Source organism: Acetivibrio mesophilus (assembly GCF_004102745.1).
Taxonomy (GTDB): Bacteria; Bacillota; Clostridia; order Acetivibrionales; family Acetivibrionaceae; genus Hungateiclostridium; species Hungateiclostridium mesophilum.
Window position 1 is genome coordinate 1 of record NZ_RLII01000031.1, and the last position, 13,757, is coordinate 13,757.

10 protein-coding genes are annotated in these 13,757 nt (G+C 39.0%); 9 read left to right on the forward strand and 1 reads right to left on the reverse strand.

All coding sequences use genetic code 11. The annotated features are described in order from the left end of the window. The 3 genes from cheB to EFD62_RS15185 form a co-directional block, all read left to right on the forward strand. On the forward strand, positions 1-965 hold a 965-nt coding region (cheB, locus tag EFD62_RS15175), incomplete at its 5' end, for a chemotaxis-specific protein-glutamate methyltransferase CheB (protein WP_128706409.1). Between the two features lie 268 nt (positions 966-1,233). Next, the gene (lepB, locus tag EFD62_RS15180) at positions 1,234-1,809 is read left to right on the forward strand and encodes a signal peptidase I (protein ID WP_069193212.1); all 576 of its coding nucleotides are present in this window, start codon (positions 1,234-1,236) and stop codon (positions 1,807-1,809) included. Positions 1,810-2,054: 245 nt separating this feature from the next. Beyond that, complete coding sequence (locus tag EFD62_RS15185) at positions 2,055-6,356, forward strand: 2-hydroxyacyl-CoA dehydratase (protein WP_069193213.1); 4,302 nt, start codon at positions 2,055-2,057, stop codon at positions 6,354-6,356. A gap of 85 nt (positions 6,357-6,441) precedes the next feature. Here EFD62_RS15185 and EFD62_RS15190 read toward each other — a convergent pair whose 3' ends face one another. After that, positions 6,442-6,651, reverse strand: coding sequence for a hypothetical protein (locus EFD62_RS15190; RefSeq protein WP_069193214.1), 210 nt, complete (start codon positions 6,649-6,651; stop codon positions 6,442-6,444). Between the two features lie 391 nt (positions 6,652-7,042). Here EFD62_RS15190 and spoIIP point away from each other — a divergent pair, with 391 nt between their 5' ends. From spoIIP to grpE, 6 genes are all read left to right on the forward strand, one after another. Further along, the gene (gene spoIIP, locus EFD62_RS15195; RefSeq protein WP_128706410.1) at positions 7,043-8,320 is read left to right on the forward strand and encodes a stage II sporulation protein P; all 1,278 of its coding nucleotides are present in this window, start codon (positions 7,043-7,045) and stop codon (positions 8,318-8,320) included. 78 nt (positions 8,321-8,398) lie between these two features. Then, positions 8,399-8,680 carry a hypothetical protein gene (locus EFD62_RS15200; RefSeq protein WP_069193216.1) on the forward strand — a complete coding sequence of 94 codons (282 nt, stop codon included), beginning with the start codon at positions 8,399-8,401 and terminating at the stop codon, positions 8,678-8,680. A 174-nt stretch (positions 8,681-8,854) separates the two neighbouring features. Then, positions 8,855-10,666, forward strand: coding sequence for a translation elongation factor 4 (gene lepA, locus EFD62_RS15205; RefSeq protein WP_069193217.1), 1,812 nt, complete (start codon positions 8,855-8,857; stop codon positions 10,664-10,666). 20 nt (positions 10,667-10,686) lie between these two features. Beyond that, positions 10,687-11,829, forward strand: coding sequence for a radical SAM family heme chaperone HemW (hemW, locus tag EFD62_RS15210; protein WP_069193218.1), 1,143 nt, complete (start codon positions 10,687-10,689; stop codon positions 11,827-11,829). A 143-nt stretch (positions 11,830-11,972) separates the two neighbouring features. Continuing rightward, positions 11,973-13,028, forward strand: a complete 1,056-nt coding sequence (gene hrcA / locus EFD62_RS15215; RefSeq protein WP_069193219.1) for a heat-inducible transcriptional repressor HrcA — start codon at positions 11,973-11,975, stop codon at positions 13,026-13,028. Positions 13,029-13,129: 101 nt separating this feature from the next. Then, positions 13,130-13,735, forward strand: a complete 606-nt coding sequence (gene grpE, locus EFD62_RS15220) for a nucleotide exchange factor GrpE (protein WP_069193220.1) — start codon at positions 13,130-13,132, stop codon at positions 13,733-13,735. The last annotated feature ends 22 nt before the right edge of the window (positions 13,736-13,757 follow it).

Here is a 13,757-nt window from a genome sequence, read left to right on the forward strand (position 1 = left end):
CGATAGAAAAAGTACAGAGGCTAAAGCCTGACATTGTGACAATGGATATAGAGATGCCTGAAATGGATGGCATGACTGCGTTAAAGGAGATTATGAATAACTGCCCTGTTCCTGTTGTAATGTTGAGCAATGGAATCGGTAAGGATTCTGAAATAACTTTTCAGGCTTTGGAGGCGGGGGCTGCAGACTTCTATTTAAAGAGAGTATTACTGGAAGAGAATGTAAAGCCGGAAATAATAAAGGAATTTTTAGATAGGTTAAAAGCTATCGCCCAAAAAGCAAGAAAATCTGTAATTGAGGAAAAGGAAGAGAAATCTAATTCTAGAAATGTATCCGAAATTCTTGAAAACATCTTAAATATGCCTGAAGATTCGATTGAAGCAAAATCGGGATTGGCTGATTTATTAATAATAGGGTGTTCTACGGGAGGACCTTCTGCGTTACAATCCATTCTCCCTCGTTTCCCGAAAGAGACTCGTGTACCTATTGTTGTTCTACAGCATATGCCGCCAGGGTTTACGAAACCATTGGCTGAACGTTTTGATACTATTTGTAATTTACGTGTGAAAGAAGCTGAGGACGGAGATATTCTTGAGGCTGGCAATATTTACATAGCTCCAGCAGGCTACCAAACCTTCCTTGATAAAAAAACAGATGGTTCGATAGCTTTGAGGATAGAAGACTGCCCGTTCGTTGAATCGGTTTACAAACCATCTATTAATGTAACTTTAGATTCAGCAGCACCTATTTATAAAGAAAGATTGCTGTCGGTTATTCTCACAGGGATGGGGAATGATGGACTTGTTGGGTGTGAGTCGGTAAAAAAATATAACGGACGGATAATTGTCGAGGCAGAGGAATCCTGCGTTGTATATGGTATGCCTAAGGTGGTTTATGAGGCAGGGCTTGCAGATGTTCAAGTGCCTTTATCAAATATTTTTAATAGAATAATGCTCTATATCTGAAATGAATGGCAGATAGTCTTGGAAAATAATTAGAGTGCGTTTCATAATCTGAGTAATCTTATCTCCGGTTTCAATCATGTCACCCCTATTTTGCATCCACTCCTGATGAACCAGAGTTAATAAATCTTGGTTTAGATAATATTCATGCGTTAGCCGTGTATAAAGTAATATCGTCACTTGAAAAATTACATCAAATTATATACAATTTAATAATACAGTATTTTTTGAAATAATAATGTAATTGGCGTAAATGGGTCATAAACTATATATGAGCAGGGGAGGAATAATTACGAAAACGAATCAGTATATAAGAGAAGCTTTAGATTGGGCAGGCCATATAATAATTGCGGTGCTGATAGGTTTATTTATTGTAACTTTTGTTGCGCAGATAACCATTGTAAATGGCAGTTCAATGGAGACGACACTTCATGATGGTGACCGTCTTATAATTGAGAAAATCAGCCCCAGATTTGGTTGGCTGAAAAGAGGAGATATTGTTACTATAAATGATTATCCCGGATTGGATTCCGATAGAAAGCCTTTGATTAAGAGAGTTATTGGTTTGGAAGGCGACAAGGTGGAAATTCGTGACGGAAAAGTATATGTTAATGGTGAAGTTCTTGAAGAAGATTATATCAACGTTGATGCACAAGGAACTTTGCAAGTTAACGTAAAATACAGTGAACTTAGTGTCCCCGACGGACATATATATGTATTGGGGGACAACAGACTGCCGGGACAAAGCAAGGACAGTAGGACATTTGGAACTATAGATATAAAAAATGTTGGAGGAAAGGCTATATTTAGGTTTTTCCCTTTTACCGACATAGGTACTCTTAAATGATAAGATAACTTATTGGATATATGATAATATTAACATCTTCTAAATGGATTAGATAAAAAAACCATTTACTAAATATAAAATTTATTTAATAATACAATAGTATTGGTTATTTAATAGAAAGAGATTTTATCACTAATTTTATGTATATATGGTTTTGAAAAGATGAGTTTAGATTTATTTATTTCCAGGGTTGAGGTGTAGATTGAAAGGGGCGTGAAAGTAGCTGTTATTAAGCTACGTTTACTATGAAAAGACTATTGCATATAGGATTGGATGTTGGATCGACCACTGTAAAGCTGGTTGTACTTGACAAACAAGACAGTATTATATTCAGTAAATATGAAAGGCATTATTCGGACATAAAGAAAACAATATATTCTCTCCTTAGTGAAGCTTACGGACTTTTTTCCGATGACGACATAACAATAATGGTTACGGGCTCCGGAGGTATTTCGGTTTCCGAATGGTTGGGACTTGATTTCATTCAAGAGGTTATTGCAAGCACTAAAGCCATAGAGAGCTTTATCCCCCAGACTGATGTTGTGATCGAGTTGGGTGGAGAGGATGCAAAGATAACATATTTTGACGGCGGCATTGAGCAGAGAATGAACGGGACCTGCGCAGGTGGAACCGGTGCGTTTATTGATCAGATGGCATCTCTTCTAAAAACCGATGCGACAGGCCTTAACGAGCTGGCAAAAAACTATAAGGTTATCTATCCTATTGCGGCAAGGTGTGGAGTTTTCGCAAAAACGGATATACAACCCCTCATAAATGAAGGGGCTTCACGAGAAGATATAGCCGCATCTATTTTTCAGTCGGTGGTAAATCAGACAATAAGTGGGCTGGCATGCGGTAAGCCGATTAGGGGTAATGTTGCGTTCTTAGGAGGGCCGCTACAGTTTTTATCGGAGCTTAGGGTCAGGTTTGTTGAGACTTTGAAGCTTGAAAAGCATCAGATTATTTCACCGTCCAATGCACAGCTTTATGTTGCTTTGGGAGCCGCCTTGTCTTCGAAAAACTCCAAAGTGATAGCTTTTAAATCGCTCGAAGAAAAGCTCTCGGTTTTGGACAGTGTAACAGTGCACGAAGTGGAAAGGCTTGAGCCTTTGTTTAGGGACAGCAAGGAGCTGGAGGACTTTCGCGCCAGACATCAAAAAAGTGCTATACCAAAGCGTGATATAAAGAGCTTTGAAGGAAAGTGCTTTCTTGGCATAGATGCCGGTTCGACAACCACTAAGGCAGTGCTGGTAGATGAGGATGGAGCTATTTTGTATTCATATTACGGGAGCAACAATGGGAGTCCTTTAAAATCAGCAGTAAAAATATTAAAAGAGATTTACGGACAGCTTCCGAATACAGCTAAAATTGCCAATTCTGCTGTTACAGGCTATGGAGAAGGACTTATAAAGACAGCCCTTGACATTGATATAGGTGAGATTGAGACGATAGCCCACTACAAAGCAGCTGATGCTGTTTTGCCGGGGGTTGAGTTTATATTGGATATCGGCGGCCAGGATATGAAATGTCTCAGAGTAAAAAGTGGTGTAATTGACAGTATTATGCTAAACGAGGCATGTTCTTCCGGTTGTGGATCGTTTATTGAGACCTTTGCCCATTCACTGAATATGGATGTGAAAGATTTTGCAAATGAGGCCCTTCTGGCTAAAATGCCGGTGGACCTTGGGTCTCGGTGTACTGTATTTATGAATTCAAGGGTAAAGCAGGCCCAAAAAGAGGGGGCATCTGTTGGGGATATATCGGCAGGGCTCTCATACTCCGTTATAAAAAATGCCCTCCAGAAGGTTATCAAGATCAGGGACCCGAAGGAGCTGGGAGAAAAGGTAATAGTTCAGGGCGGTACCTTTTATAATGATGCGGTATTAAGAAGCTTTGAGCTGATAGCCGGCAAGGAAGCGGTAAGACCTGACATTGCAGGACTCATGGGAGCTTATGGAGTAGCCCTCATTGCAAAAGAAAGATATGAAGACGGACATGTAAGCACTATTTTGAAAGCTAATGAGCTAAATAGCTTTAATATTGATGTATCAATGAGAAGATGTGGCTTGTGCGGCAACAATTGTCTCCTTACCATAAACACTTTTGCCGGCGGCAAGGAGTTTATCTCGGGGAACAGATGTGAAAAGGGAGCAGGAATTGAGAAGACGCGGGATGATATTCCCAACCTTTTTGATTACAAGTACAGGCGTACATTCTCATACAAACCATTGGACAGGAAGGAAGCTTCAAGGGGTACTGTAGGCATCCCAAGGGTGCTTAATATGTACGAAAATTATCCTTTCTGGTTTACGTTTTTTACGGAGCTAGGGTTTAGGGTGGAGCTTTCTGCCAGATCTTCAAAAAGGATATATGAGCTGGGAATGGAGACAATACCGTCGGAGTCTGCGTGTTATCCTGCTAAGATTGTCCATGGGCATATAATGAACCTGATAAATAAGAATGTGGACATGATTTTCTATCCATGTCTGCCTTACGAAATAAAAGAGTACGAAGATTGCACCAATCACTATAACTGCCCTATGGTGACATCCTATCCGGAAGTTATTAAGAACAACATGGATGTCTTAAAAGAGCAGAATATATTATTTATGAATCCTTTCTTGCCATTTGATGATAAGAAAAGGCTTGCGAAGAGATTGCATGAAGAGTTTAAGAGATTTGACATCAGCTGGTCCGAGATAAAGCAGGCTGTAGAAAAGGCTGTAGCAGAGGACGAAAAAGTTAAGATGGAATTAAGGCAAAAGGGAGAGGAAACGCTGGAATACCTTGAAAAGAGTGGCAAAAAGGGTATTGTCCTTGCTGGACGTCCCTATCATATTGACCCGGAAATCAATCATGGGATTCCTAATATTATTACAAGCTTTGGAATGGCAGTTCTTACAGAGGACGCAATAGCTCATTTGGGTAGCATTCAGCATCCTTTGAGGGTTGTCGACCAATGGACGTACCATTCAAGACTCTACAGAGCCGCAAGCTTTGTGAAGGAAAGAAGCAATCTTGAGCTGGTGCAGCTAAATTCCTTTGGTTGTGGTCTTGATGCCGTAACTACGGATCAGGTGGAGGAAATACTGGCTAGTAGTGAAAAAATATATACGGTTTTGAAGATAGATGAGATTGATAATCTTGGTGCGGCAAAGATACGTATACGTTCTTTAAAGGCCGCAATGGATGAAAGGGATAAAAATGGTTTTACGTTAAGAAAAGGCGATGCAAGCTGCAGGAAGGTTTTATTTACTGAGGAAATGAGGAAAAATCATACCATATTGGTACCGCAGATGTCTCCTATACATTTCCAATTTTTAGAAGAAGCCTTTAATGTATCGGGATATAACTTGAAAGTACTACCTTCCGTTGATAAGAAGGCGGTTGATGAAGGGTTAAAGTATGTAAACAATGATGCATGCTATCCTTCGATAATGGTAGTGGGACAATTAATGGAGGCACTGAAGTCGGGAGAATATGACTTGAACAACACCTCACTTATGATAACGCAGACAGCTGGGGGGTGCAGAGCTACAAACTATATTGGGTTTATCAGGAAAGCTCTGAAGGATTCAGGTTTATCCCATATTCCGGTAATATCCCTAAATTTTGCTGGACTTGAAAAAAGTCCAGGATTCAAGATTAATTTAGGGCTTATAAACAAAGCTCTTATGGCAGTCGTTTACGGAGACCTTCTTATGAGAGTGTTGTATAGAGTAAGGCCCTATGAAAGAGTAAAAGGATCTGCCAATTCTCTTTATGAGTCCTGGGTGGAGAAATGCAAAGAGTCTGTAAGATCGGGAAGTCATAGAAAGTTTAATGAAAATATTAGAAAGATAGTAGAAGATTTTGACAATCTGGATATTTGCGGAGTAGAAAAGCCTAAGGTAGGATTGGTAGGCGAGATTTTGGTGAAATTCCACCCTCAGGCAAATAACAACATTGTTGATATTATTGAAAGAGAAGGAGCGGAGGCAGTAATGCCGGATCTAACCGATTTCTTACTGTACTGTGCTTACAACCAAAACTTTAGATACTCCCACTTGTCCGGCAAAAAGATTGACTGCATGATTAATAATGCGGCAATTGCGGGAATTGAGTTCTATAGGAAGACCATGAGAAAAGCACTCAACCAAAGCAAACGCTTTCATGCTCCCTGCACGATATATGAGCTTGCGGATATGGCATCGGAAGTTTTGTCAATAGGCAATCATACGGGTGAAGGGTGGTTCTTGACAGCGGAAATGATAGAGCTCATAAAGAGTGGTGCAAAAAATATAGTATGTATGCAGCCTTTTGCATGTCTTCCAAATCATGTTACCGGAAAGGGAATGATTAAGGAATTGAAGAGGCGGTACCCCGATTCGAATATTGTTGCTGTCGATTATGACCCGGGAGCAAGCGAGGTAAATCAGCTCAACAGGATAAAACTGATGCTGTCGGTGGCATTTAAGAATCTCCAAAAGAATGCCTCGGATTCAAAAACTGAAGAAAGTATACGTGATTATGAGAGGAAAGACGAAAAAATTAAGACCTATGTGTAAAAGAACCTGCGAGTAATTGCATTAAAAAACTACTTTGGCATGACCAAAGTAGTTTTTTTATGTAAAGTCGCAATCAGGCATCCAATCACAGAATCATTCTGTCTACGCTCAGAATATTGAGATAGGGGTCATTGGCATCCATACTCTTTGAAAACTTGTTCTTTGTGAGAAGATTCTGATGGCCGCAGCATTCACACATAAAGTTCAGTCCATTTAGCTTTGAGATTTCCACTTCAGGAAGGTTCAGCATGACGGACTTGCAATTGTAGCAAATTAATGTTTTAAAGTTATACATAGGTATACCTCCTTGTAAGTATGTTGATTGTGTATTTCAAAGAATTTAGGGCATAATTAGAAAAAAATGAAAAGGGCATTGCTTTTAGGTCCCTTAACACAGATAATTAAAATTTTAAAACGAACTTTATGATATTTAAAGCTAACGACCGCAATATTTAATAAATGACAATAAAACAAAAGAAAAAACACAATTTTTATACAAAATTACATTGAGAAAATCAAGATTGGAATCAATTCGTTTACATATTCCTAGACTATATTACCATTATATATTTTTTGTGGATAAAAATCAATAGTTATCATTAAAAATCTTTTCATGAATATAATCAATATGTGATAGATATTTATGCTGTTCAATACTAAAAACCATATGATTAACGGAGGATAAGATGAAAGGATACGGTTTGAGAAAAAGAAAGTTTGATTTTAGCAAGTTGCTTAAAATTGCCCTTGTAGTGATACTTTCAATCGGAGCAATAAAGATTGGGATAATTGCAGGAGATACCCTCTACAGATCCGATAAAAAGATTATCGGAAAAATCGATGTTGAAACCTTCCGGTCAACCCTCAATGTTTCAATGCCTATAATTGATACCATTTACAACAGTGGCAATATAAGTTTCTCGATTTCAGGACAGATAAAAGAAATTATTAATACGGTTTTCTATTTCGATCTCAGTAATCCTGTCACCATTATGAGTGCACAGTCGCCGATATTCTACAGCTATTATACCGGTGAATATCAAAGACAGTTGGCGAAAAATCAGAACAGTGAGCCGTATTTCTATGTGGCAGAGCTGGAAACCCCTGAGGATAAGGGTGCCAATAAGAAAGACCTGGGCAGTAGTGTCCCTGAACCTACATATCCTGCCAGCAGCATAACATACAACATAAATGAGTTGGATAGAAAAAGTGCTCCCGAGAGTACCACTACCGTTACAGCAGAGAAAATAGCAATCAATAGTCACGACATTGACTATGAGATTGATATTGATAAGCTTCTTAACGAACCGTTGAACATCAACTTTGACAAAAAAGGGCCCAAGGTCCTGATATACCATACTCATACCACAGAAGGCTTTATTAAAGAGCTTAGCGAATTGGACAAAAGTGGAATTCCCAGCAGAACTACCGATAACAGATACAATGTGGTAAGAGTGGGGGAGGAGCTTGCCCAGACATTAAGGAAGAAATACGGTATTGAAGTGATTCATAATGCCACTGTTCACAACCAGCCGTCGGATACAGGCGCTTACGGAAGGTCCCTTAATACAGCAAACAATATTTTAAAGAGCTATCCTTCAATAAAAGTAGTTTTGGATATCCACAGGGACGGATTGGATGATAAAAAACTTAGAGTAGCAACCCGGGTTAATGATAAGGATGTGGCAAAAATAATGTTTGTGGTAGGGACAGATGCGACGGGACTAGAGCATCCTAATTGGCGGGAGAATTTGAAATTTGCAATTAAGCTTCAGCAAAAGCTTAATGAGAAGTATCCCGGTATCACAAGACCCATTTATATGAGCCGTTATCGATACAATCAGCATCTTTCCAATAACTCTTTGATTGTTGAAATTGGTGGTGACGGCAATACAATTAATGAATGTTTGGAAAGTTCAAAATATTTTGCTGAAGCACTTAATGAGGTCATTAATAATAAATAAAGAAGGTTATGGGAATAATAATTAATAAGTTTTTCTAATGATATTTGCAAATTAAATTCAGACAGAAAGGACTTATTAATGAATAGGTTAGAAAAGTATAGGTACATAAGAAATGCAAGAAGAAGGTGCAGGCTTGCCATTATATTTTCATTTTTATTTTTGTTTTCGGGAATATTTATCGCGGACAGTTCTATGAATAACCTTATGAATAGGAAAAACGGCCTAGGAATGTTTTCTATAACACCTCACGGAGACAGCCATTATAACGTAAAGTTCCTTAATGAGGATATTTATATAAATGTAAAGTATATAAGAGAAGACATTAATAGGCTTAAAAATTGGCTATCCCAGGTATTTTAAAAATTAATAGCATTATAAAATTAATAATATTATAAGGAAGTTTCAAATAAAGTTCTATGCCTGCCGAAAAAAATCTTCTGTTCACCAAAAAATTGTGTTATAATTATATGCTGATAATTTATGTGACTACTCAGGATATAAGAGACTTCCTTAATTTGGCAGGAGGATGAATAAATGGCAAGTGAAAGACAAAAGAAGATAAGAAATTTTTGCATTATTGCTCATATTGATCACGGGAAATCAACCCTTGCAGATAGATTGCTGGAGAAGACCGGTGTCCTTACCAAGAGGGAGATGGAAGACCAGATTTTAGACACAATGGATATTGAGCGTGAGCGGGGCATAACAATAAAAGCTCAAGCCGTGAGAATGGTATATAAGGCAAAGGACGGGGAGGAATATATTCTTAACCTTATAGATACTCCCGGGCATGTGGATTTTAACTATGAAGTTTCCAGAAGCCTTGCGGCATGCGAGGGGGCAATACTTGTTGTTGATGCTGCTCAGGGAATAGAGGCCCAGACATTGGCCAATGTATATCTTGCATTGGAGCACAATCTCGAGATTTTACCGGTAATCAACAAAATTGATTTGCCCAGTGCCCAGCCTGATGTAGTAAAAAAGGAGATAGAGGATGTAATAGGGCTGGATGCCAGCGAAGCACCTCTTATATCGGCTAAAAACGGGCTTAATATCGAAGCGGTACTGGAAAGCGTGGTAAAGAACGTTCCACATCCTGATGCAGAAGAGAATGCACCCCTTCGTGCACTTATATTCGATTCGTATTATGACAGCTATAAGGGTGTTATTGTATATATCAGAGTGAAAGAAGGCAGTCTCAAAGTAGGCGATGAGGTCAAGATGATGTACACCAATAAGGAGTTTTTGGTTACCGAGATTGGTTATATGAAGCCTGGAGGACTTGTTCCCTGCTCGGAGCTTCGTGCCGGTGATGTAGGTTATTTTGCCGCAAGCATCAAGAACGTAAAAGATACTAGAGTTGGTGATACGGTTACACTGGCCGATAACCCTGCAAAGGAGCCTCTGCCCGGATATAAGAAAGTAAATCCTATGGTATTCTGCGGAATTTACCCTGCAGACGGTTCCAAATACGGAGATCTTCGCGATGCATTGGAAAAGCTGCAGTTAAATGATGCATCCCTCACTTTTGAACCCGAATCTTCAGTAGCTCTAGGATTTGGTTTTAGGTGCGGCTTTTTGGGATTGCTTCATATGGAAATAATTCAGGAGCGTCTGGAAAGAGAGTATGATTTTGACCTTGTAACTACTGCTCCCAGTGTTATATACAAAATTACGAAGACTGATGGGGAGACCATACTTATAGACAATCCGACCAATTTACCGCCGACAGCGGAAATAGAGATTATGGAAGAGCCTATTGTAAAGGCGACTATAATGACTCCTACGGAGTTTGTGGGAAACATAATGGAATTGTCCCAGGAAAGAAGGGGCATCTACAAGGACATGTCCTATATTGACGAAGGAAGAGTTATACTTACTTATGAGATGCCCCTCAACGAAATTATTTACGACTTCTTTGACACCTTAAAATCAAGGACAAAGGGCTATGCTTCATTGGACTATGAGATTCTTGGTTATAGAGAGTCAGAGCTAGTTAAGCTGGATATTGTTCTAAATGGAGATATTGTCGATGCTCTGTCCTTTATAGTTCATAAGGACAAGGCATATTCGAGAGGTAGAAGGATTGCGGAAAAACTTAAGGACACTATTCCAAGGCAGCAATTTGAAATACCGATACAGGCATGCATCGGTGGCAAAATAATTGCCAGGGAGACTGTTAAGGCATACAGAAAAGACGTTCTTGCAAAGTGTTATGGAGGAGACATATCTCGTAAGAGAAAGCTTCTGGAAAAACAGAAAGAAGGTAAAAAGCGTATGCGTCAGATAGGAAGCGTTGAGGTGCCGCAGGAGGCATTTATGAGTGTCCTCAAGCTTGATTCTTAAATAATAGAGATGGTGTTGTAATGTTTAATGAAAAGAATTTGGGAATATATATTCACATACCGTTTTGCAAAGCAAAGTGCCTGTACTGTGATTTTAATTCCTTTGCGTGCAGGGATGATTTCGTCCCTGCATATTTTAATGCCCTGAAAAAGGAAATTTGCCGCTATTCGGACATTGTCAAAGGATACAAAGTAAAGACGGTATTTATCGGAGGGGGAACACCTTCATACATTGATGCACATAATATATATGAAATTGTTTCGTTGCTAAAGCAAAGGTTTGATATGGACAACTGCTTTGAGCTTACCATTGAGACCAATCCCGGAACTGTGGATTTAGAAAAGCTTTTGACATACAGGCAAGCGGGATTAAATCGACTAAGCATGGGGCTTCAGGCGTCGCAAAATCATCTGCTTAAAAGTCTGGGGAGGATTCACACGGCAGAGGAATTTGAAGAGAGTTATCATCTTGCGGTGAAGGCGGGGTTTGACAATATAAATGTGGATCTCATTTTTGCAATCCCAGGGCAAAGTTTTGAGGATTGGATGGAGACTATAAATAAGGTGACAGAACTAAAACCTCGGCATTTATCCTGTTACAGCCTCATCATCGAAGATGGAACGGTTTTTGGCACAAGGTATTCTAAGGGTGAGTTGACTCCTGTTGAGGACGAACTTGACAGGAAAATGTACTGGTATGCCGTAGAAAAGTTGAATACCTTAGGTTATAAGCACTATGAGATATCCAACTTTTCAAAAGAAGGCTTTGAGTGCGCCCACAATCTGATTTATTGGAAAGAACAAGAGTATATAGGTATTGGGGCTGGGGCCCATTCCTATTTAAACGGTCATAGATTTAACAATATTTATAATATTGATGATTATGTGAGAATAATAAATTCCGGCAGACTGCCTGTAGAAAATCGGATTGCTGTCGAAAGAAAAGATGAGATTTCCGAATTTATGATGCTGGGGTTGAGACTTGTTGACGGAGTGAGTATCAGGGAGTTTGAAGAAAGGTTTGGGGAGGATGTTTTGGAGGTATTCGGAAGCCAGATAGAAAGCCTTGTAAAAAGAGGACTTATCGGGATTGAAAAGGGATCTGTAAAGCTTACCAAATTGGGGTTTGATCTTGCAAATCAGGCCTTTATGGAGTTTGTTTGATTTGATTTCTAAAGAAGAATATCCTTTCATGTAAAAGCAAATAATATCCACAAAAATATCTTGACAAAAGAAAGATAGGGTGGTATTTTAAAGATAGTATTAGCACTCAACGAGCTAGAGTGCTAACAAAAGGGGTGAGAAGGATGTTCTTGGACGATAGAAAAAAGAAGATTCTGCAATCTATAATTGATGATTATATTAGCACTGCAGAGCCTGTAGGTTCAAGAACTGTTGCAAGGAAGCATGAGCTTGGTCTAAGTTCGGCCACTATCAGGAATGAAATGGCTGACTTGGAGGAAATGGGTTATCTCACACAACCTCATACTTCTGCGGGACGTATTCCTTCCGATAAGGGATACAGATTTTATGTTGACCAGTTGATGAGACAAAGTGAATTGACTGTTGAAGAAATTTACAGCATTAAGTCTGCAATGGAGACTAAAATAAATGAGCTGAGCCAGCTTTTAAAGCAGGTATCAGTAATTATGTCAAGAATTACAAAATATACCTCAATGGCTGCTATACCGGAGAGGAAAAACAGCGTTCTAAAGGCTGTACAGGTTGTTCCTGTAGAAAGGGGAAAAGCCCTTGTTATCGTTATTACCAATGCAGGAACTGTAAAGAATAGTCTCATAAAGATATCGGAGACGGTTCTGCCGGAATTCTTGATTTCCGTTTCAAATATTTTTAATGAAAAATTGTCAGGGCTTACAATAGAACAGATAAACTTACCGATTATAAGGGAAATAGAGATTCTTATAGGGTCTTCTCAAGAAGTGTTGATGCCTATACTAAATGGTGTAATTGATTGTATAGAGCAGATAGATAGCGCAGAGGTTTTCCTTGAAGGTGCAATAAATATGCTGAATTATCCTGAATTCAGCGATGTTGACCGGGCAAGAGAGTTTCTTAACCTTATGGTTGAAAAGGATTTGATTAGTAGAGTATTAAAAGATATCAGTGTAGATAATGACGGTGTTGTCATTAAGATAGGAAAGGAAAACGATATTGAAGAAATGAGGGATTGCAGCCTTGTTACTACCACGTATACTGCAGGCAATCTTGTAATAGGTACGATAGGAATTATTGGCCCTACAAGGATGGAGTATTCGAAAGTTCTGGCGGCTGTAAATTTTATGAAAAAAAAGATGCAGGAAGAAGTAGAAAAACTGATAGGAAAAGATCCGGGAAGAACATAAATTCCTTTAAGACTGCCTCGCAATAATGAAATGCGGTGTTGGAGCAATCGAGCCTATTTAAAATAAAAGTAAAAAGAAATTATAGGGAGGGTTATACGATCTTGAAGAAAAACGAAAAAGAAATCAACAATGATATTAAGCAGGACAATAACCAAAGTAAAGATGAAGAAATAGTTTGTGAAGAGGTGATAGATAACGAAGAAACCGCTCAAAAAACTGTTGGAGAAGCTGCTGTAAACCAAGAAATCGATAAACTAAAAAGTCAGCTGGAAGAAAAGACAAAGCAATGTGAAGAGTACTTTAATATGTTGCAGAGGACTGCAGCCGAGTTTGATAATTACAAAAAGAGAACTGCAAAAGAAAAGGGAGCTATTTATACTGATGCCGTCAGTGATTCAGTCGCGTCTTTTTTGCCGGTAGTTGACAATATAGAGAGGGCACTTCAGGCATCGGCAAATGATGCTGACTTTCAATCCCTTAAGGATGGTATAGAATTGGTTCACCGCCAGTTTAAGGAGGTCATGAAGAATCTCGGTGTTGAAGAGATAAAGGCTCTGGGCGAAAAGTTCGACCCAAACCTACATAATGCGGTTATGCATATCGAAGATTCCGAATTTGGCGAAAACGTCGTTATTGAGGAATTCCAGAAAGGATATATATTAAAGGACAAGGTAATAAGATACAGTATGGTAAAGGTGGCAAACTGATGGTACATCAAGTAGAGTATTC

Coding starts and splice junctions, on each gene's coding strand:
- lepB (WP_069193212.1), top strand. CDS start 1,234: ATGAGCAGGGGAGGAATAATTACGAAAACGAATCAGTATATAAGAGAA.
- EFD62_RS15185 (WP_069193213.1), top strand. CDS start 2,055: ATGAAAAGACTATTGCATATAGGATTGGATGTTGGATCGACCACTGTA.
- EFD62_RS15190 (WP_069193214.1), bottom strand. CDS start 6,651: ATGTATAACTTTAAAACATTAATTTGCTACAATTGCAAGTCCGTCATG.
- spoIIP (WP_128706410.1), top strand. CDS start 7,043: ATGAAAGGATACGGTTTGAGAAAAAGAAAGTTTGATTTTAGCAAGTTG.
- EFD62_RS15200 (WP_069193216.1), top strand. CDS start 8,399: ATGAATAGGTTAGAAAAGTATAGGTACATAAGAAATGCAAGAAGAAGG.
- lepA (WP_069193217.1), top strand. CDS start 8,855: ATGGCAAGTGAAAGACAAAAGAAGATAAGAAATTTTTGCATTATTGCT.
- hemW (WP_069193218.1), top strand. CDS start 10,687: ATGTTTAATGAAAAGAATTTGGGAATATATATTCACATACCGTTTTGC.
- hrcA (WP_069193219.1), top strand. CDS start 11,973: ATGTTCTTGGACGATAGAAAAAAGAAGATTCTGCAATCTATAATTGAT.